We start from the raw sequence: 20,235 nt of genomic DNA, 5'->3' as shown, positions 1-20,235 counted from the left end.
ACTTAATTGCCTTGATGATTAATAATGTGAGAGCGATCGCTTGCGATAATTTTTAAAATAAACACAGCACTACCTAATTGCTCATGTACACGCTGAATTTCAGCCATTACATGTTTAGACGTATGTTCGTACTCGCCAAATACTTGGCTGCTCATACCGTTCGTAATAACCTTAAGTCCATCGATTTGATTTAGGCGTTCAATGAACGCCCAAATCTCATCTTTATACTGCGCTTCGGCTAAAGGATACAAGCTAATGTCAAAAGACACTTGCATTGTTTTGCTCCTTAGAATTGATAGTCAAAGGTTACGCCAAATACCATAGGCTCACCATATTGATAGTATGGCTTAGCAGTATAACCATCTCGAGGATCATTACCAAAGTAAAAGCCACGTGTTTGGTAATCTTCATCTGTTAAGTTACGAGACCACGCTTTTACTAACCATTGTTCTGCTTGATAAGTTACTGACGCGTTTACCAGTACAACTGAATCTGATTTTTGTTCATGTGAGTCAGAAAAGTAAAATTCATCTTTACCTTCAACCGACGCACTAAATGATAGTTGCTCCGTTAAGAAATATTCGAAACCTAAATGGAATTGGTAATTTGGCGCATGTGCTTGTTCGCGACCTGATAAATCATCACCATTGGCATTAGTAAAACCCGTAAATTCAGTTTCTAATAAAGCCACCATAGCAAACACATTTAAGTTTTCAGTAGCCGACCAATTTGATTCAAGTTCTACACCATAGTTAGTGCCTTCTGCAGCATTACCCAAGTAATCAATAAACTCAGAGCTACCATCATCGCGCATTACCGTCTGTGAGCTTTTGACTTGAACGTCTTTACGATCCATGTAAAAAGCGGTTGCAGCAAAATACGCATCGCCATTTAACAAGCTAGCTTTATAACCGACTTCATAATTCCATAAATATTCAGGATCGAAAGTACGCAGCTCGTCAGGTAAAGTGCCATCAGTATTAGCCCCACCGGCTTTATAACCTCGATGAACACCAGCAAACACCATATTGTCGTCATCTAACTGATGAGAAAGTACTAATTTTCCGCCTAGTGCGTTGTCTGATAAATCTTCATTAAAACCATCGCTGTTACTGTAACTTGCATCACGTGTTTCATAACGTAAACCTGTAGTAAGGGTAGTCTTGCTAGAAAGTTGGCTATCAAACTGCGCAAAAACAGCAAATGAATCCGCATCAAACCTTGATGTAAAATCACTTGCTAAATACGTATATTCACGTGTTAGGTCTTCATCTTCTTGTTTAACGTAAACACCAGCAACCCATGACGTTGTGCCATTAAAAATCGCATTACCTTCATTTGAGCTAAAACGAAACTCAAGTGTATTAGCCGCTTTGTCACGTGCGTAATAATCTGTCGACGCGTAGTCACCGTAAGGGCAATCGTTCTCTAGACATAACGTTGGATTAGACCAATCTTCATCATAGCCATAGCCTAAGTCAGTATCTGCAAGTGACACCAATGTTTGGAAATATATGCCGTCAAGGCCTTGGTAATTGAACTGAGCTGACACGGCACTCGTTTCTTGCTTATCAACGCCTGGAGTATCAGATAATGTGTGGCGAGTGTTGTCTAAAGAAAACGCGTCGTAGCCATTATCAAAATCAAAATGCATGATATTTAGGTTGATAGCTAAATCTTCTGTCGCATCGATAGTCAACTTACCACGGACTGTTAATTCATCACGATTATTGGTGTCGTCGGCGTTAAGGTAATCGTTTTCGATAAAACCATCGCTATTGTATTGCTCAACGGCGAATCGATAGTTTAGCGCATCAGAAGCTGGACCAGATAACGCTATACCAGCGCTGTAACTACCGTAATTACCAGCAGACAGTTTAAAATTGCCTTCAAACTCATCGGTTGGCGCCTTAGTAACAATGTTGATCATACCGGCTAACGCATTGGCACCAAAACGCGTACCTTGTGGGCCACGAAAGACTTCCGTTTGCTCAACGTCAAACAAAGAAGAGATTGAACCAATACCGTTAAACTCAACACCATCAATGATGACACCAACTGAAGGGTTGATAGCTTCACTAAATTGACTACGTTCACCAATACCACGAATTTGAAAGTAGCGGGCGCGTTGAGAGCCGCTAGAGAAGTTAACATTTGGTGTTAACGCAATGATTTCTTCAAGGTTCTGCGCTCCGCGCTCAACCATTTGCTCTGCACCTACAATAGATACAGCACTTGCACTACGCTTTAATTCAGCTTGACGAAAGTCACCTTGGACGATGATCGTTTCCATGTCAGCATCAGCGTTTGTTGCTAAAGCAATTGACGAAGTTAAAGATGCCGCTAACGCAAGTGCGACAGGTGTTTTTTTATAAATTGTCATGTTGATCTCATTAAAAATGGGACCAGCAATCAGGAAGGCTGTTTTGTTATTTTTTATATATTGATAACGCTCAAACCATCCCTACGCTGGTATAATCCAGTTCAGGTTCTAAGGGTTCTCACGCTGTTAACATCATGCAATTGCTTACATAACGTTTACCAACTTTGAGTCTCAGTAAAATACACCCCTTGGTTTCGGAGCGCATATTAACAACATATTTAAAAAATAACAGTATTTTTTTCGCTATTAGATATATTCCAACACAAACAAAAAGAGGGTCGCATAACACAAACCCTCCTTAATAAAATTTGGCCGAAATTATATTGCTAACATTGGACCTAATGGCTCACCACCTAACAAATGCATATGAATATGGTAAACCTCTTGGCCACCGTGTTTATTGCAATTCATAATTAAACGATAACCATCATCACTTATTCCTTCTTGTGCCGCGAGTTTACGAGCTACAGTAAATAAACGCCCCATCACAAGTTCATCTTCTTGGGTAATATCATTAACGGTTGGTATTAATTTATTGGGAATAATTAAAATGTGGGTTTTCGCTCTCGGAGAGATGTCTCTAAAAGCACTGACCAATTCATCTTGGAATAACAGTTCTGTTGGTATTTCTTGACGAATAATCTTGGAAAATATGGTTTCTTCTGCCATGTCTAAACCTTAACTAATACTAATTAATTCAATACTAGGCTAAATCAACGCTTGATGAAAGCGCACAAACGCTTGTTCAAGATCATCAATTAAGTCTTCAACATCTTCAAGGCCAATATGTAAACGAACAAGTGGTGCTTTATAAGGCCACTTTGTAGCTGTTCGTAAGCCCTGAACATTATTTACGCCGATAACTAAGCTTTCAAAACCACCCCAAGAATATCCCATTTTAAAATGTTTCATCCCTTCTAAGAAGGCATGTAACGCTTGTTGATTACCACCTTTAAAAACAAACGAAAACAAGCCATTTGATCCTAAAAAGTCGCGTTCAAAATATTCATGTCCAGGGCAACTATCAAATGCAGGATGTAACACGACATCTACATCTTCTCTAGCGTCAATATAACGGGCAACAATAAGCGCATTTTCTTGATGTTGTTTCAACCGAACACCTAGAGTGCGAATGCCTCGCATCGCCAAATATAAATCATCGGGCGAAGTACATTGACCCATTAAATAGCTATTTTCACGGAGTTGTGGCCAGTGAGTTGCAGTTGCTGTAGCCGTGCCTAACATGACATCAGAGTGACCAACAACATACTTAGTTGCCGCTTGAATTGAAATATCTACGCCATGCTCAAAAGGCTGAAAATTGATCGGCGAAGCCCAGGTATTATCTAGCATTACAATACAACCATGCTCGTGTGCAATTCGAGCTAAAGTTGGTACATCTTGCACTTCCATCGTAATTGAGCCTGGCGACTCCAAAAATAGCACTTTAGTATTTTCTTGAATCAACTCGGCAATACCTTCGCCTATTAATGGATCATAAAAGGTTGTTTCAATGCCAAGTTTAGTTAGTACTTTATGACAAAAATCGCGGGTTGGTTCGTACGCAGTATCCACCATTAACAAATGGTCACCTGACTCAACAAAGCTTAATATGGCGTTGGTAATTGCTGCAGTACCAGATGGATAAAGTGCGCAACCTGCCCCACCTTCAAGTTCAGTCATCGCATCTGAAAAAGCAAACGACGTAGACGTACCGCGTCGACCATAGAACAGCACTTGATCACCACGGTTAGCCGTTGCATGCTTCATTTCTTTAATTGAATCAAAAACGACTGTTGATGCCCGTTCAACTGGCGGGTTAACTACATTGCCTGTCCACTTTTTACTGCGACCTGCGTTAACAATTTTTGTTTGCTTCTTCACCGCATTACCTACATTTGATTGTTTTAGCTATCTAGCCATCTAAAATAATCTAGACACGCTTCAACTGCAAGGAATAACGATGAGTTTTCTCTTAAAATAACGACATTTGATGATCGGTTATCTCATCAAAGCTTGTTCCAACAAACGGTAAAATTGCATCTGCCACAGATTTTAGTTGTCGTTCAACATATAAATGATAATCAATAGGCGCAGATAAGTATTCGATTGCTTGAGGGCCTTGTGTCGTTAAATAGTAAGATATTCGCCCTCGACGTTGGTATTTGAGGGGTTTACCAGATGCTTTATTTTTTTCATCAGCTGCTCTTGCTGCCTTAATGTGTGGCGGCACATTTTTAACATATTTATCGAGCGCTCGTCTTATCCTCTTACGATAAACGAGTTTGCCATCGAACTCGCCTTCTAGGGTTTTGTTTACCATTTCGTAAACATATTCCTTTACGGGTAAATCATTAAATACCCGATAATATAAGCCTTGTTGAAACTCCTTTGCTAAGTCTGTCCAATCGGTCCTTACGGTTTCTAAGCCTTTATATATGATCTTTTGGTTAGCTAAACCTTCACTATCTGTATATTCAACTAAACCGGCATAACGCTTTTTGGTGCCAACTTCTTGCCCTCTGATCGTTGGCATAAAAAACTTGGAAAAATGTGTTTCAAATTCCAACTCCAAATATGATGGGATATTAAATTTATCTTCAAGTGTTTTTCGCCACTTTTCATTAATATAGACAGCTAACTCATCGCCCAATACTTTGGCAGTGTCTAGCGTATGTTCATTGCCAATAAAAACAAAAATAGAATCGGTATCGCCATATATCACTTGATGGCCGAGACTCTCAATCCAATCCTTGGTAGTTTTTAATAGCTCATGACCACGTTTGGTAATGGAACCCGATAACCTTGGATCAAAGAACCTACAACCTGTTGAGCCAAGCACACCATAAAATGAATTCATGATAATCTTAATTGCCTGAGACAACGCAGCATTCTTATCTTTCTTCGCGACATCCCTTGCTTGCCAAAGCTGTTCAATTATTTTTGGTAAAAAGTGTTTATCTCTAGAAAACTTTGCTCCATCAAAACCATCAATTGCATCATCAGGCGCTGAAAGGCCTTCAACCATGCCCATAGGGTCGATCCGAAATGTACGAATAATACTTGGGTAAAGTGATTTAAAATCAAGAACCAAAACATTCTTGTATAACCCAGGAATAGAGTCCATTACGTAACCGCCAGGCGAAACTAAGCCCTGGAGTCCATCACCTAAGTTAGGAGCGACATAACCTGCACGATGTAATTTTGGTAAATATAGATTGGTAAACGCTGCAACTGAACCGCCACTTCGATCAATCTCTAATCCCGTTAGTTGAGCGCGAAGTTTGGCAAATGCCAATAAATCTGTTTTTTCAAAGATAGCCCAAACTAAACGGCAATCCTCTAGATTATACGTAGCAAGTGCTTGTTTATGATGAATAAACTTATGAGTTATTTCATAAACACGATTATCGACATCGTCTATTTTCTTGCCGACACCAAGTAATTCATGGGAAACGTTCTCTAAAGAGAAACTAGGAAAGTTATAGGTTGCTGTTTTAAGTAAATCAATACCATCAAGCACCACCCGCCCTGCTATTTCAATATATTGTTGGTCACTACTTTGATGTTTTCGCCAATATGGTGTTGAACCATCACGCCCCAAGGCAAACTTAATATGATGAAGATCACAGCGTTTATCTAGCAGGTGTAAATCAAAATTCACCACATTCCAACCGATAATAATATCGGGATCATAGGCCGACAACCACGCGAGAAATGAAACAAGTAAGTCTTTTTCATCGCTGACCCAATGAATATAAGGCTCTGCTGTTGGTTCAGGCGTACCTATCATAAAAACAACTTGCGTTTGATCACTGTAAGCCCCAATAGAATACAACTCACCTTTCATTGAGCACTCTATATCAATTGAGAGCATCGTCAGGCTTATGTCGCATTCCGATGGTCGGCACTTAGCATTTTTTATCACGCTAATGCCACGTTTAGTGGTCAACTCGCCTGAAAACTCAATGCCTGCAGTAATAAATCGTTCATTTAAATAGCGCTCTTCAGGCCTAAAATCGTCTTCAAAACAGATAATACCCTCTGATTTTAGGGCTTTTCTAGCCTGATAAAAATCAGACAAGCGATTAAAATAAAATCCAGAAACCAATTTATGATTAAATGTTGATAGCGTTAACTGCTTTGTTGAGGCAGGCATTACGCCTTGCTTCTGTAGTAATTCAAGCGCTAGCTGTTCAGTATTTTGCTCGATAAAAAATACGGCTTGCTGTTGTTCAACGAGCAATTTTAATGGGCCATTAGGTGTTTTTACCCAATAGCTCGTTTCTAAAGCATTATTGATATCTTTAGTATGGCGAGTGAGTAAAAAACCAATCTCTTGAATTTGATTCATTAATGCAATTTAAACTGGTAATATATACAGCAGTTTACTCGATACCTCATCATTAGGGAATAGCTCGCCGATGTTAAGCGACAAGATTAAAACAACAATCCGTAAATCGTACAAAGCTATTGGCGATAGCTTAGAAAATTTTACCCCTCGTAAACAACAAACATTGCTTATCGCTGAAATAGCTAAAACACTCGCCGGTGAATACGCAAAAGATCGCAAGATAATTACCATTGAAGCAGGTACCGGCACCGGCAAGTCACTAGCCTATAGTTTAGGTGCAATCCCCCTTGCCCTAGCAAGAAATAAAAAAGTTTGCATATCAACAGCAACGGTTGCATTACAAGAGCAGCTAGTAGATAAAGATTTACCGTTTCTTGCAAAGCATGGCTCACTCGATTTTAAATTTACCCTAGTAAAGGGCCGACAACGTTATGTTTGTAGCCAAAAATTAGCGATGGCTTGCCAGTCTCAAGACGAACCTCAAGCTGGCTTCACCTTTGCGGAAAAACCTAAAAAAGAAGATCTAGATGAATTAAAGGCAATGTTTAAGGCATTAAACGATGGTAGCTGGCATGGCGATATTGATTCATGGACAACGCCTGTTCCCCACTATATTTGGCAGCAAATTCAATCTGATAAACATAGTTGTTTACGCCACTTAGATGAACATAAAAACTGCCCTTTTCATACCGCGCGTGAAGCGATGTTATTAGCCGATGTATTGGTTATTAACCATAGTTTACTGCTGGCCGATTTAGATCTAGGTGGTGGTAAAATTTTACCAGAGCCAGACGATTGTTTTTACATCATAGACGAAGCGCATCACCTACCAAAAGTAACGCGTGACCATTCTAGTGCCAGTATCGCCGTAAAAGGCTCTATTGATTGGCTCAATAAAATAGCGACCTGTGGCGATAATATTGCAAATCTTGTCGATAAACGTAGTGCAATCGAGCCATCAATTAAACTTGCTGATTATGTTACCGATATTTTGGCTGACATGACCAAGGTAAATGAATTTTTATTAACTAACGCTCAGGTATATTTTGCTAATGAGCATGCCTATCGTTTTGAACATGGCGTGATCCCAAAAACCATTAAAAATTGGGCAGAAGATTTAACCCAATCTAGCCAAAAAGCCCTTAGTCAACTTAACAAGCTTTATAACGGTTTAATGGAATCAGTCAAAGATGGTGACACTAAACCTTATTTAGCTGAAGCATTATTGGCTGAATCGGGTTTCTTTATTCAGCGGTTAGAAAACTTTAATGATCTTTGGTACATGTATCAAAAGACCGACAGCGAAAAATCTGCCCCACTTGCTCGTTGGGTAGAGCAGTCCAAAGGCAAAAAAACCGATATGGTGATCAGTGCGTCACCCATTGAAGTTGGTTTTACCTTAGAAGATAAATTATGGACGCAGTGTGAAGGCGCTGTATTATGTTCAGCAACATTGAGAGCACTTAACAGTTTCGATCATTTCAAGCGTCAAGCGGGCTTAACGTCTAATGATGGTAGCCAATATCTGCATGTCGACTCGCCATTTAATTATCAAGACAACGCTACATTACACGTTCCTGTTATGAAGTTTGAGCCAAGTGCCGATAAGTTCACTGATGAGATTTGCGAAAAGTTACCAACATTACTCGAAAATGAAAGTGCTAGCCTCGTGTTGTTTTCGTCTTATTGGCAAATGGAGCAAGTGGCCAAAACATTACGTAAAACCCATAAACTTTCTATCAGTGTGCAAGGCGAACATGCGCGCCAGTTTATTATAGAGCTACATAAAACGCGGGTAGAAAAAGGCTTGAAGAGTATTATATTTGGAACACAGAGCTTTTCAGAGGGATTAGATTTACCAGGTAAATTACTCACCAACTTGATCATCACAAAACTACCTTTTGCTGTACCTACCTCACCTGTAGAAGAAGCACATGCGGAATTTATTACGGCAAAAGGAGGCAATCCGTTTATGGCATTGTCGGTACCCGAAACGTCTAAGAAATTGATTCAATCGTGTGGTCGATTATTAAGAAATGAGAAAGACGTCGGTAAAATCACGCTATTAGATAGGCGCATTGTAACTAAGCGTTACGGTAAAGACTTACTTGACTCTTTACCGCCGTTTAAACGGCAAATTGATTATTAACGAGTTACCTATGAAGCAGCGCATAAACGCTGCTTTTTTTGTGTTTTTATTACTCTATACCAATATATTTATGTACTTGAACTGACAATCGCCAATTGTTTTCAATACAAGTGTCTATCGCTAACTTAGTTGCCCTATCCTTTTGACTAATTGGCTGTAAATACACGGGTGTGTCTTCAATCGAATGTTTAACAAGCAAGGCTTTTAAATCATCTACATGTTGTTCGGTTGCTACAGGATGTTTAATTTCATTGGCTCGCTGCATGGCTGAAGTTAAAATTTCATAGCCGCCTTTCATATTTACTTTGGGAGATACCGTGACCCAACAGCTTTCTGAAACCAGTATTTCAAATGTGCCAGAGGTTTCTACCTGACAAGAAAACCCTTTGGCTTCTAACGCATTGCACAACGGTCTTAAATCTACCATGCAAGGCTCACCACCTGTGATCACGATATGTTTTGCCTGAAAGCCTTGTGCGTTGAAAATCTCAAGAATTTCATCAACACTGACATTTGCCCAACGATCATCTTCTTTACGTTTAGCGAGCATATCTGTCGATGGGATCAATAATGTCTCGTTTATTTCCCAAGTATGCTTGGTGTCACACCAGCTGCAACCAACAGGGCAGCCTTGAAGTCGCAAAAATATAGAGGGTTGACCCGTGAAACTCCCCTCGCCTTGGATGGTTTCAAACAATTCATTGATTTTATAGCGCAGTTTTGACACTTTACCTTTTGCCTTATCGTCGAGTTGCAGTAAAATTAGCAACATAGTTTACATCTTGAAGAGCGTTAATGCTCAATTCATCAATTATACCCTAAGAGATTTTTAAATGACTGAAAAAGTTGTTGTTATTTATTCAGGTGGCATGGATTCTTTTACCGTGCTCAATCGTGCACGTAAAGACGGTAAAGAAGTGTTTGCGTTAACCTTTGATTATGGTCAAAAGCACATCAAAGAAATTGACTACGCAAAGCGCGTGTGTGCTGAATTAAACATTGAGCATAAAGTCATTGATATATCAGCAATTAATCAATTGTTAGCGGGTTCATCTTTAACAGATGATATCGACATACCAGAAGGCCACTACGAAGAAGAAAGCATGAAGTCGACTGTTGTGCCCAATAGGAACATGATCCTACTGAGTTTAGCGGTAGGTTATGCGGTATCAAAAGGTGCTAGCAAAGTATATTACGGTGCCCATTCAGGTGATCATGCAATTTACCCTGATTGTCGCCCTGAATTCGTAGAAAAAATGAGTGACGTATGCCAAATAGCCAACTACGAGCCGGTAACAATTTACTGTCCCTACTTAGATCAAACAAAAATTGATATTTTAACAGACGGGCTAAACATGGGTCTTGATTATGGTAAATCATGGACCTGTTATAACGGTCGTGAAAAAGCCTGCGGTAAATGTGGTGCGTGCCAAGAACGTTTAGAAGCATTTGAAAAAAATAATGTGACAGATCCCCTTAGCTACGAATAAGGAAAAACGATTAACAGGGTATCGCGTGTTCCTGTGACACCCTTTAACGCTCTTATTGGTCAAACTTTTTTTAATTTGCAGTAGATGAGTTGACTCCTGACTAAATAGCTAATGATGTTATACCCATCAGTGGAACCATTGATTACATATAGTTAATTGATTTTTAACGAACATCGCTTTTAATATAAGTTACCAAGTCCCTATTTTTAAAAGCAATATGAATAAATTTAGACAGATTTTTCCGTCAGCTCGCCCTCCTTTTTTAATACTGTCGTTAGTCTGCGTGCTTTTAGGAACAAGCATCGCTATATTTAACGGCTCATCATTAAACATACTGCATTTGATTCTCGCATTAGTTGGCGGTATAAGTGCCGCAATGAGTGTAAATCTACTTAATGAATATTGTGATTTTCAATCAGGTTTGGATGCAAAAACGAAACGCACGCCATTTAGCGGTGGCACGGGTTGGCTAGTTGAACACCCTGAATACAGCAAAAGTGTCTTTAACGCATCGATAGTTTGTGCACTTATCCCGTTTTTAATCGGAATTTACTTTGCGATCGAATGTGGTCCGCTTATCATCTATGGCGGTTTGCTAGGTTTACTGATTATCGCTACCTACACCAACCTGTTAAATAAATCCGCGCTGTTGTGCTTGATTGCGCCAGGTCTAGGCTTTGGCACATTAATGACCTTAGGAAGTGAGCTTGTTCAATCGAGTGGCTTGTCTGAACAAGGTATCTTAATATCTGTGATCCCGTTCTTGTTAATCAATAACTTACTTTTGTTGAATCAATATCCTGATATTGAAGCAGACAAACAAGTTGGTCGAAACCATTTTCCGATTCGTTTTGGTATCAACGTCAGCAACATTGTTTATGGCTTAAGCTTGATGGCAAGTGCATTAGTCTTGGCATATTTAATTGCCAGCCAAGCAATACCTTCATTAGCGGCGTTAGCGTTTATACCTGTGATGTTAGGGGCTGTTTCATTTTATGGAATGGTTAAGTACCAAGACCAGGTGGTTAATAAACTTCATTTCCTTGGCTTAAATGCTGCGTGCGCTAATTTAACTCCCTTAACGTTAGCCATTGTCTTGTTTATTAGTTAATAAATACCATTTTTAAACCACAATTAAATAGTTTTAATTGTCATATAAAAAGCCAACCTATCGGTTGGCTTTTTGAAACGCTAAATCTAACGAATTATAAAAGAGTAGATAAAATCGTATTTAATGTTTCACTTGGACGCATTGCTTTAGATGCTTGTTCAACATTAGGGAAGTAATAACCGCCAATATCCATTGCAACGCCTTGTGCATCATTTAATTCTTGAACAATTTTTTGCTCTTGATTATTTAATGCTTGTGCAACAGGTGCAAACTGAGATTGCAATTCAGCATCATCGGTTTGAGCTGCTAATGCTTGTGCCCAGTACATAGCCAAATAGAAGTGAGAACCACGGTTATCAAGTTCGTTTACCTTACGTGATGGCGACTTGTTCTCTTCTAAGAATTTAGCGGTAGCTGCATCTAACGTATCTGCAAGTATTTTTGCTTTAGGGTTTTCAGCAAACTGACTAACGTGCTCTAGTGAAGCGGCAAGTGCTAAAAATTCACCTAACGAATCCCAACGTAAGTGGTTTTCTTTTTCGAATTGCTGAACGTGCTTTGGTGCTGAACCACCTGCTCCAGTTTCAAACAAACCACCACCATTCATTAATGGCACAATTGAAAGCATTTTAGCTGACGTTCCTAACTCTAAAATTGGGAATAAGTCAGTATTGTAATCACGTAATACGTTACCCGTTACAGAGATAGTATCTTCACCGTTACCACAGCGTTCAAGCGTATGCTTACACGCTTCTGTTGGCGCAAGAATACGTAGGTCTAATCCATCAGTATCGTGCTCTGGTAAGTATTGGTTAACTTTCTTAATAATTTCTGCATCATGTGCACGGTTTTCGTCTAACCAAAATACAGCTGGTGTATTTGATAAACGTGAACGTGATACCGCTAATTTAACCCAATCTTGGATTGGTGCGTCTTTCGTTTGACACATGCGGAAGATATCACCTTCACCAACATTTTGGCTTAGCAATACGTCACCGTTAGCAACATTTATTGCACGAATCACGCCGTCGCTTACTGCAGTAAACGTTTTATCGTGTGAACCGTATTCTTCAGCTTTCTTAGCCATTAAACCAACGTTAGGTACAGTACCCATTGTTGTTGGGCTAAATGCACCATTTTCACGACAGTAATCAACTACTGCTTGGAAAACACCTGCGTAGTTACGATCAGGGATAGTAAATTTCGTATCTTTTTGCTTACCATCTGGACCCCACATTTGACCTGAAGCGCGCAATGCTGCTGGCATTGAAGCATCGATGATAATATCACTTGGTACGTGTAAATTAGTAATACCACGATCTGAATCTACCATCGCCATTGGTGGACGCGTCTCGTAAACTGCTTGGATATCAGCTTCGATTTCAGCTTTTTTCTCAGCCGGTAAACGATCGATTTTCGCGTAAACATCACCAATACCGTTATTAGCATCAACACCTAACTGTTCAAATGTAGCAGCATGTTTAGCAAATACGTCTTTATAGTAAACTTTAACACAATGACCAAAGATGATTGGATCAGACACTTTCATCATTGTCGCTTTCATATGAAGCGAGAATAAAACGTCTTCTTCTTTTGCTTTTTCAATTTCTTGTTCAAAGAATTCAACAAGCGCTTTTTTGCTCATTACTGAAGCGTCAATAACTTCTTTGTCTTCTAAGGCAACTTTCTCTTTTAATACTGAAACATTACCCGCTGCATCAACAAATTCGATACGCATGTCAGTAGCACCACTAACAGTTGTTGATACTTCACTACCGTAGAAATCGCCTGATGCCATATTTGCAACGTGTGATTTAGAATCTTTTGACCATGCACCCATAGAGTGAGGATTATTACGAGCATACTGCTTAACAGAGCCTGGCGCACGACGGTCTGAGTTACCTTCACGTAATACCGGGTTTACAGCAGAACCTAACACTTTCGCGTACGTTAACTTGATAGATTGCTCAGCTTCGTTTTGCGGCTCTTCTGGGTAATCAGGAAGGTTATAACCTGCAGTTTGTAACTCTTTAATCGTTGCTTGTAACTGTGGAATAGAAGCACTGATGTTTGGTAACTTAATGATGTTAGCTTCTGGTGTTTTAGCAAGTTCACCTAACAATGCTAACTCATCATTAATACGCTGTTCTTCAGTTAAATACTTAGGGAAATTAGCAATAATACGGCCAGCTAAAGAAATGTCTTTAGTTTCTACGTTGATATTGGCAGAAGAAGTATAAGCTTGAATAATTGGTAATAATGATTGCGTTGCTAATGCAGGCGCTTCATCAGTAATCGTATAAATAATGTTTGATTTATTCGTTGTCATTGATAATCCCGTTAAAAATTACAGCATTTAGTCACAGCAACTAAAGCCATCTACCCTAACTCATCTATATTACTTGTAGATGATCTAAATTTATTTTTGTGCGCGCATAGTATAGGAATTCAAAGCACATTAAAATAGCCCGACAAAGGTCGAATAAGAAAATTAGGCAATAAATTGTGACAAATTCGTATAGCAAACGCACAAGATACGCGAAAGATAATAAAAGTAGACGAATGGCAAGACAAAGTCATCTTACCAGTTCAAAAAATGACTTTAAGGGTGAACGGAAAGTTATTCTTTTTAATAAGCCTTTTGATGTCCTTACCCAATTTACTGATGATGAAAAGCGAAAAACACTTAAAGACTACATCGATATTCCACATGTTTACGCAGCAGGTCGTTTAGATAAGGACAGTGAGGGCCTATTACTGTTAACTAATGACGGTAAATTACAACATAAACTGGCCAATCCTAATCAAAAAACTGAAAAAACCTACTGGGTACAAGTTGAAGGTCAACCAACTGACGCAGATCTGGAAAAGTTAAGACATGGCGTTGTTCTAAATGATGGCTTGACCTTGCCAGCCAAAGTAAAAGAAATAACAGAGCCAAGTGTTTGGTCAAGAACACCGCCTATACGAGAACGTGCGAATATCCCTACAACCTGGCTAGAAATAAAAATAATAGAAGGCAAAAATCGCCAAGTAAGACGTATGACAGCAAACATTGGTTTTCCTACGTTACGTCTTATCCGGTATGCTATTGGCTCATATACCCTTGAAAACATCGCCAATGGCGAATATCAAGTCATCAAATAACGGCGACTGCACACAATATGTCAAATAACCACTTAGATGAACAATTTAAACCAAACGCGACAGTAGCTGCGGTCATTATTTGTGACAACAAATACTTACTCGTTGAAGAAGTTGATAACGGCGTGACTGTCTATAATCAGCCAGCCGGTCACCTCGAAGCGAAAGAAAACCTAATTGAAGCGGTACAAAGAGAAGTTAAAGAAGAAACAGGCTTAACTTTATCGCCACAGTACCTTTCAGGTATTTACTATTATCATCGACCATTTAATCACAATAATATCGATCTGTATTTTTTGCGTTTTTGTTTTGTCATTGAGCTAGAAGAAATGCCTCAAACAAAACCAGAAGACAACGAAATTGTCGCCTGCCACTGGTTTACATTTGACGAAATAAAAGCCCAGAAAAGTCAATTACGTAGCCCAATGGTGCTAGAGTGTATTGAAGACTATTTAGCAGGCAAAAAAATAGATCTAAATACCCTAAAAAGTAATCTTTAAACTATTACATCGCCCATATCACTATGCTATAATGCGCGCCTTTTAAAATGCTGTGTGATTATTAATGACTGAATCTTCTCTATATCGTGCATCTCAAACGCTTGACCATACGCCTAGCGAAACGAAAGTTATCGTGGGCATGTCTGGGGGCGTTGACTCGTCTGTATCTGCTTACCTTTTGAAAGAACAAGGCTACCAAGTTGAAGGCTTGTTTATGAAAAACTGGGAAGAAGATGATACTGACGAATATTGCGCAGCAGCAGAAGATTTAGTTGATGCACAAGCGGTCTGTGAAAAGCTTGGTATAAAACTACACACCATTAATTTTGCAACAGAATACTGGGACAACGTCTTTGAATACTTCCTTGAAGAATACAAAGCTGGCCGAACGCCTAACCCAGATATTATGTGCAATAAAGAAATTAAGTTTAAAGCATTCTTAGAATTTGCCTGTGAAGACTTAGGCGCTGATTACATAGCCACTGGCCATTACGTCCAACGAGAATTTAGAGATGGTCAATGGGCAATGATTCGTGGCCTAGACAGTAATAAAGATCAAAGTTATTTCTTATACACGTTAAGTGACAAGCAAGTGGGTCAAACGCTATTCCCAGTTGGTCATATAGAAAAGCCAGAAGTACGCGCTATCGCAGAAAAAGCTGATTTAATTACCCACAATAAGAAAGACTCTACCGGCATTTGTTTTATCGGTGAGCGCAAGTTTAAAGACTTTTTAGGTAAATACTTACCAGCACAACCGGGTGTTATCGAGTCAGCCGAAGGCGAAGCCATTGGTGAGCACGACGGTCTTATGTATCATACACTTGGTCAACGTAAAGGCTTGCGTATCGGTGGATTAGCCAACGCGGGTGAAGAGCCTTGGTATGTGGTAGAAAAAGATTTAAAACGCAATGTATTAATTGTTGGTCAGGGCCACAATCACCCTCGCCTATTTTCTAAAGGATTAATCGCCAATCAGTTACATTGGGTAGATCGTAGAGACGTTACAGCGTCTTTTAACTGTACGGTGAAAACTCGTTACCGTCAGCACGATGTTGCCTGCACAGTGACTCCCTTAGCAGATGGCGAATATGAAATAACGTTTGACGAGCAACAAAGCTCAGTTACGCCAGGTCAGTCGGTTGTTTTCTATCAAGATGAAGTATGTCTTGGTGGCGGCATTATCAACAGCCTGATTCGATAGCGAGGACTTATGACACCGTTACAAGAACAAACGTTTACTTTTGCCGCTATCTGCCAAATATCAAGCGCCGTTCAGCGTATTGCGCGCTTTGGTGTGATTGACGATCAACAATTGCATTTACTGATTAACACAGTCATGGAAACATCACCGGAAAATACACTCGCTGTATTTGGTGGTGACCTAAACAACCTTCGTCCAGGTTTTAAAGTACTGCAAGAGCAATTAGGTAATCAAAATCAAACAAAAGATGCAGAAATTACCCGTTACCTCGTAAGTTTGCTTGCCCTAGAGCGTAAATTGGCCAAGTCGAATCTTGCGTTGAATCAGCTTGGCACACATATCGACGACACAAAACGCCAATTGCAGCATTTTGAACTGACCAGTGAAACTATCGTTGGTTCATTAGCAGCCACCTATGGCGATGTGATTAGTCCACTCGGTACGAAAATCCAAGTGGCAGGTGAACCACAAATACTAAAAAACCCCGTTAATCAAGCTAAGATTAGAGCACTACTACTTGCCGGTATTCGCTGTGCAGTATTATGGCGCCAGGTTGGCGGTAAACGACGACACATATTATTTGCACGCTCTAAATATTTAGAGACAGAAACAGAGTTAACTAACAAAATCTAACCTCTTATTGGGACCTCAACTATGGAACTTTCAGCATTAAGTGCTATATCACCAGTAGATGGCCGCTATGGCAGTAAAACAAAAGCCTTACGCCCTATCTTCAGTGAATTTGGTTTAATTAAATACCGCGTAACCGTGGAAGTACGCTGGTTACAAAAACTAGCGGCTCAAGCAGATATCGCTGAAGTTCCAGCGTTTTCGACTGAAGCAAACGATGTACTTGATGCAATCGTAGCTAACTTTAGTGAAGCAGATGCACAACAAGTTAAAGACATCGAAGCAACAACGAATCACGACGTAAAAGCGGTTGAGTACTTCTTAAAAGAGAAGATTGCTGACAATGCTGAATTGAATGCTGTAACGGAATTTATTCATTTTGCTTGTACTTCAGAAGACATTAACAACCTTTCACACGGTTTAATGTTAACCGAAGCGCGTGACGAAGTTGTGTTACCAATCATTGATGAGATTCTTGCTGAAGTTAAAAAGTTAGCCTTCGAATATCAAACGATTCCTATGATGGCTCGTACACACGGACAACCTGCTTCACCTACAACCATGGGTAAAGAAATGGCGAATGTTTACGTGCGTTTAAAGCGTCAACGTGATCAAGTTGCTGCGGTAGAAATGCTAGGTAAAATTAATGGTGCTGTAGGTAACTACAATGCACACTTATCTGCTTACCCTAATGTTGACTGGCACACGTTCTCAAATGAGTTCGTAACAAGTTTAGGTTTAACGTGGAATGCGTTTACAACACAAATTGAACCACATGATTATATTGCTGAATTATTTGATGCGGTAGCACGATTCAATACTATCTTAATTGACTTTGATCGTGACGTTTGGGGTTACATTGCTTTAGGTCACTTCAAGCAAAAAACAATCGCTGGTGAAATTGGCTCTTCTACTATGCCTCATAAAGTTAACCCGATTGATTTTGAAAATTCGGAAGGTAACTTAGGTATCGCTAATGCATTATTTACTCACCTAGCACAAAAACTACCTGTTTCTCGCTGGCAACGTGACTTAACTGACTCGACAGTTTTGCGTAACTTAGGTGTTGGTTTTGGTCATGCATTAATTGCTTACGCTGCAACCTTAAAAGGTATTAGCAAATTACAAGTTAACGAAGGTTCATTAGCCAATGAACTTGATCAAAACTGGGAATTACTTGCTGAACCCATTCAAACAGTTATGCGTCGTTACGGCATTGAAAAGCCATATGAAAAGTTAAAAGAACTTACTCGTGGCAAACGCGTTAATGCTGAAATCATGGCAGAATTCATTGATAACTTAGCGTTACCAGCAGAGGCTAAAGTTGAGTTAAAGGCAATGACACCAGCGTCATATATTGGTCGTGCAGTAGCGTTTATCGCAGAACTAGACTAATTATATAATTAAAGTGTATGACCTTAGTCACACGCTTGCATTGTAATAGAATATAAAGGGATCTCAGATCCCTTTTTTTACGTTTCAAGGACACTTAATGAACCATTTAGATTGGGGCGATCTTACGCCAGAGACGTTTTTAAAAGAATATTGGCAAAAAAAGCCATTGCTTATTAAAGGTGGCTTCAAAAACTTTATTGATCCATTAACACCAGAAGAATTAGCTGGCTTTTCGATGGAAGAAGAAATTGAGTCTCGCATAATTGCTAAAGGCGAGGATCATATGTGGTCTGTAGAGCATGGTCCATTTGAGAGTTTTGATGACTACGGCGATAAAGACTGGACACTTCTTGTGCAGGCAACCAATAACTGGTCTAGTGAAACTCACGATTTGTTAAAGCCATTTCGCTTTATGCCAAACTGGCGTTTAGACGATGTCATGGTGTCATTTTCTACACCTAACGGTGGCGTAGGCCCTCATTTAGATCGTTATGATGTGTTTATCATTCAAGGTCAAGGCAAAAGGCATTGGCGAGTCGGTCTGCCTGACGATTCTTTGGAAACCTTGGTACCACATGAAGACCTTAAACAGGTTAGCGATTTTGAAGCGATTATCGATGTAATCACTGAATCAGGTGATATTCTTTATATCCCACCAAATCACCCTCATGATGGCATTGCCGTTGATAACGCCTTGAACTACTCAATTGGTTTTCAGGCACCAAGTTCCCAAGAATTAATTTCAACTTTTGCCGACTTAATGATAGACCGAGATATTGGCAATTCACGTTATGGCGATCCTAAACGTAAACCAACCGATAAGCCTGAAGAACTTACCCACAGTGATATTGTGAGTTTGCAGAACTTTATGGTTGAAGCGATTAAAGATAGAAAGTTATTTAATAACTTTATTGGCGGTTACTTAACGCATAACCATCATACCCTTGAGATTATTGAACCTGAAGAGCAACTTAGTCATCAAGCATTTGAATCGCTAGTCGCCAGTGGTGATATCATCATTAAGCCCGTTTTAGGTATAAAAGCGCTCTATAATTGCGACAATGCAAGCTTGTTTGTTAATGGCAACAAGTTTGTTTTAGGTGGAGATTGCGTAGATTTAGCGAAAAAAATCGCTCAAGGACACCCTTTGACCGCTTTTGACTTAGAAAGTTCCCTCGACTCTTTGAATAATGTCAACTTATTAACTACGCTTATTAATATGGGTTACTGGTATATTGATCAAAACGATGAGTTATAGCGTTTGCCGAGTTGATTGGCAACATGCAGCACCACTATTAAAAAATGTGCGCGAAAAGGTATTCGTCTGTGAATGGCGGATACCAAAGCGCATAGAGTTTGATCGTCACGATAAAACCGCCTTCCATATTCTTGTTTGTGATGATAAATCCCAAGAGCCTATCGCAACCGGCAGGATCAAACCAACTGGCGAAATTAGCCGAATAGCCGTTTTAATTAATTATCGGCATTTAGACATAGATACGATCGTCATTCAAGGTCTTATACAAATAGCAAACGAACTCGAACTAACAGAAGTATTCATCAATGCACCACTTGATGATGTCACTCGATATCAGCAGCGTAAGTTCTCACCTCAAGGTGGCGTATATATGGAAGCTGGTATCCCCTTTCAAAAAATGGCGTGTTCACTAAAACAGCTCAATACAAACGCACAGTTTTTAAGCCACTAGCTTTAATTTTAAACGTTTTTTAAGTAATTCCTTCAAATGTACTTTTTAATGAACACTTTCAACCAAACTTTCTGTTTAGCAGCTATAGCACGACAAAATATTCAGTGATATTGTGCGCACAATTATTACATCAGTCATTGGGATATAAATAAAATTCAAAACCCAA

General features: G+C 39.5%; 17 protein-coding genes and 1 riboswitch. Of the genes, 10 read left to right on the top strand and 7 right to left on the bottom strand.

The window, feature by feature from the left end:
* Positions 1 to 2 precede the first annotated feature (2 nt).
* The 5 genes from QQK02_RS06485 to QQK02_RS06465 all read right to left on the bottom strand — a co-directional run bounded on the left by QQK02_RS06485 (position 3) and on the right by QQK02_RS06465 (position 6,737).
* Positions 3 to 275, bottom strand: coding sequence for a hypothetical protein (locus tag QQK02_RS06485; RefSeq protein ID WP_284207174.1), 273 nt, complete (start codon positions 273 to 275; stop codon positions 3 to 5).
* A gap of 11 nt (positions 276 to 286) precedes the next feature.
* On the bottom strand, positions 287 to 2,383 hold the full coding sequence (locus tag QQK02_RS06480; protein WP_284207173.1) for a TonB-dependent receptor: 2,097 nt from the start codon (positions 2,381 to 2,383) through the stop codon (positions 287 to 289).
* Between the two features lie 61 nt (positions 2,384 to 2,444).
* Positions 2,445 to 2,582, bottom strand: a riboswitch (TPP riboswitch).
* 119 nt (positions 2,583 to 2,701) lie between these two features.
* Positions 2,702 to 3,052, bottom strand: a complete 351-nt coding sequence (hinT, locus tag QQK02_RS06475; RefSeq protein WP_284207172.1) for a purine nucleoside phosphoramidase — start codon at positions 3,050 to 3,052, stop codon at positions 2,702 to 2,704.
* 39 nt (positions 3,053 to 3,091) lie between these two features.
* The gene (locus QQK02_RS06470) at positions 3,092 to 4,267 is read right to left on the bottom strand and encodes a cystathionine beta-lyase (RefSeq protein WP_284207171.1); all 1,176 of its coding nucleotides are present in this window, start codon (positions 4,265 to 4,267) and stop codon (positions 3,092 to 3,094) included.
* A 91-nt stretch (positions 4,268 to 4,358) separates the two neighbouring features.
* On the bottom strand, positions 4,359 to 6,737 hold the full coding sequence (locus tag QQK02_RS06465; RefSeq protein ID WP_284207170.1) for a DNA polymerase II: 2,379 nt from the start codon (positions 6,735 to 6,737) through the stop codon (positions 4,359 to 4,361).
* Between the two features lie 70 nt (positions 6,738 to 6,807).
* Between QQK02_RS06465 and dinG the strand changes: the two genes are divergently transcribed.
* Complete coding sequence (gene dinG / locus QQK02_RS06460) at positions 6,808 to 8,886, top strand: ATP-dependent DNA helicase DinG (protein ID WP_284207169.1); 2,079 nt, start codon at positions 6,808 to 6,810, stop codon at positions 8,884 to 8,886.
* Positions 8,887 to 8,935: 49 nt separating this feature from the next.
* On the opposite strand, the gene queE is transcribed toward dinG, so the two are convergent.
* Positions 8,936 to 9,658 carry a 7-carboxy-7-deazaguanine synthase QueE gene (gene queE / locus QQK02_RS06455; RefSeq protein ID WP_284207168.1) on the bottom strand — a complete coding sequence of 241 codons (723 nt, stop codon included), beginning with the start codon at positions 9,656 to 9,658 and terminating at the stop codon, positions 8,936 to 8,938.
* Positions 9,659 to 9,719: 61 nt separating this feature from the next.
* On the opposite strand from queE, the gene queC reads away from it, so the two are divergent.
* Both queC and QQK02_RS06445 read left to right on the top strand, forming a co-directional pair.
* Positions 9,720 to 10,376, top strand: coding sequence for a 7-cyano-7-deazaguanine synthase QueC (gene queC, locus QQK02_RS06450; RefSeq protein ID WP_284207167.1), 657 nt, complete (start codon positions 9,720 to 9,722; stop codon positions 10,374 to 10,376).
* 217 nt (positions 10,377 to 10,593) lie between these two features.
* Complete coding sequence (locus QQK02_RS06445) at positions 10,594 to 11,487, top strand: prenyltransferase (protein ID WP_284207166.1); 894 nt, start codon at positions 10,594 to 10,596, stop codon at positions 11,485 to 11,487.
* 94 nt (positions 11,488 to 11,581) lie between these two features.
* On the opposite strand, the gene QQK02_RS06440 is transcribed toward QQK02_RS06445, so the two are convergent.
* Entirely contained in the window at positions 11,582 to 13,816 is a 2,235-nt protein-coding gene (locus QQK02_RS06440; protein ID WP_284207165.1) for an NADP-dependent isocitrate dehydrogenase, read from the bottom strand.
* Between the two features lie 233 nt (positions 13,817 to 14,049).
* Between QQK02_RS06440 and QQK02_RS06435 the strand changes: the two genes are divergently transcribed.
* The 7 genes from QQK02_RS06435 (at position 14,050) to QQK02_RS06405 (ending at position 20,069) form a co-directional block, all read left to right on the top strand.
* On the top strand, positions 14,050 to 14,634 hold the full coding sequence (locus QQK02_RS06435; protein ID WP_284207164.1) for a pseudouridine synthase: 585 nt from the start codon (positions 14,050 to 14,052) through the stop codon (positions 14,632 to 14,634).
* A 17-nt stretch (positions 14,635 to 14,651) separates the two neighbouring features.
* Entirely contained in the window at positions 14,652 to 15,131 is a 480-nt protein-coding gene (locus QQK02_RS06430) for an NUDIX hydrolase (RefSeq protein WP_284207163.1), read from the top strand.
* 64 nt (positions 15,132 to 15,195) lie between these two features.
* A complete protein-coding gene (gene mnmA / locus QQK02_RS06425; protein WP_284207162.1) occupies positions 15,196 to 16,335 on the top strand; it encodes a tRNA 2-thiouridine(34) synthase MnmA in 1,140 nt (379 codons plus the stop codon).
* 9 nt (positions 16,336 to 16,344) lie between these two features.
* Positions 16,345 to 16,968, top strand: a complete 624-nt coding sequence (hflD, locus tag QQK02_RS06420) for a high frequency lysogenization protein HflD (protein ID WP_284207161.1) — start codon at positions 16,345 to 16,347, stop codon at positions 16,966 to 16,968.
* Positions 16,969 to 16,989: 21 nt separating this feature from the next.
* Positions 16,990 to 18,360, top strand: coding sequence for an adenylosuccinate lyase (gene purB, locus QQK02_RS06415; protein WP_284207160.1), 1,371 nt, complete (start codon positions 16,990 to 16,992; stop codon positions 18,358 to 18,360).
* 97 nt (positions 18,361 to 18,457) lie between these two features.
* The gene (locus tag QQK02_RS06410) at positions 18,458 to 19,618 is read left to right on the top strand and encodes a cupin domain-containing protein (RefSeq protein WP_284207159.1); all 1,161 of its coding nucleotides are present in this window, start codon (positions 18,458 to 18,460) and stop codon (positions 19,616 to 19,618) included.
* Positions 19,608 to 20,069, top strand: a complete 462-nt coding sequence (locus tag QQK02_RS06405; protein WP_284207158.1) for a GNAT family N-acetyltransferase — start codon at positions 19,608 to 19,610, stop codon at positions 20,067 to 20,069. Before QQK02_RS06410 ends, QQK02_RS06405 begins: the two co-directional genes overlap by 11 nt.
* Positions 20,070 to 20,235 lie beyond the last annotated feature (166 nt).

This window comes from Thalassotalea eurytherma (assembly GCF_030161415.1).
Classification (GTDB): Bacteria; Pseudomonadota; Gammaproteobacteria; order Enterobacterales; family Alteromonadaceae; genus Thalassotalea_G; species Thalassotalea_G eurytherma.
This window is presented reverse-complemented; position numbering and strand designations above follow the sequence as displayed.

Bases quoted from the DNA above. Each gene is read 5' to 3' on its own strand.
- QQK02_RS06485 (WP_284207174.1), bottom strand. From the start codon at position 275: ATGCAAGTGTCTTTTGACATTAGCTTGTATCCTTTAGCCGAAGCGCAG.
- QQK02_RS06480 (WP_284207173.1), bottom strand. From the start codon at position 2,383: ATGACAATTTATAAAAAAACACCTGTCGCACTTGCGTTAGCGGCATCT.
- hinT (WP_284207172.1), bottom strand. From the start codon at position 3,052: ATGGCAGAAGAAACCATATTTTCCAAGATTATTCGTCAAGAAATACCA.
- QQK02_RS06465 (WP_284207170.1), bottom strand. From the start codon at position 6,737: ATGAATCAAATTCAAGAGATTGGTTTTTTACTCACTCGCCATACTAAA.
- dinG (WP_284207169.1), top strand. From the start codon at position 6,808: ATGTTAAGCGACAAGATTAAAACAACAATCCGTAAATCGTACAAAGCT.
- queE (WP_284207168.1), bottom strand. From the start codon at position 9,658: ATGTTGCTAATTTTACTGCAACTCGACGATAAGGCAAAAGGTAAAGTG.
- queC (WP_284207167.1), top strand. From the start codon at position 9,720: ATGACTGAAAAAGTTGTTGTTATTTATTCAGGTGGCATGGATTCTTTT.
- QQK02_RS06445 (WP_284207166.1), top strand. From the start codon at position 10,594: ATGAATAAATTTAGACAGATTTTTCCGTCAGCTCGCCCTCCTTTTTTA.
- QQK02_RS06440 (WP_284207165.1), bottom strand. From the start codon at position 13,816: ATGACAACGAATAAATCAAACATTATTTATACGATTACTGATGAAGCG.
- QQK02_RS06435 (WP_284207164.1), top strand. From the start codon at position 14,050: ATGGCAAGACAAAGTCATCTTACCAGTTCAAAAAATGACTTTAAGGGT.
- QQK02_RS06430 (WP_284207163.1), top strand. From the start codon at position 14,652: ATGTCAAATAACCACTTAGATGAACAATTTAAACCAAACGCGACAGTA.
- mnmA (WP_284207162.1), top strand. From the start codon at position 15,196: ATGACTGAATCTTCTCTATATCGTGCATCTCAAACGCTTGACCATACG.
- hflD (WP_284207161.1), top strand. From the start codon at position 16,345: ATGACACCGTTACAAGAACAAACGTTTACTTTTGCCGCTATCTGCCAA.
- purB (WP_284207160.1), top strand. From the start codon at position 16,990: ATGGAACTTTCAGCATTAAGTGCTATATCACCAGTAGATGGCCGCTAT.
- QQK02_RS06410 (WP_284207159.1), top strand. From the start codon at position 18,458: ATGAACCATTTAGATTGGGGCGATCTTACGCCAGAGACGTTTTTAAAA.
- QQK02_RS06405 (WP_284207158.1), top strand. From the start codon at position 19,608: ATGAGTTATAGCGTTTGCCGAGTTGATTGGCAACATGCAGCACCACTA.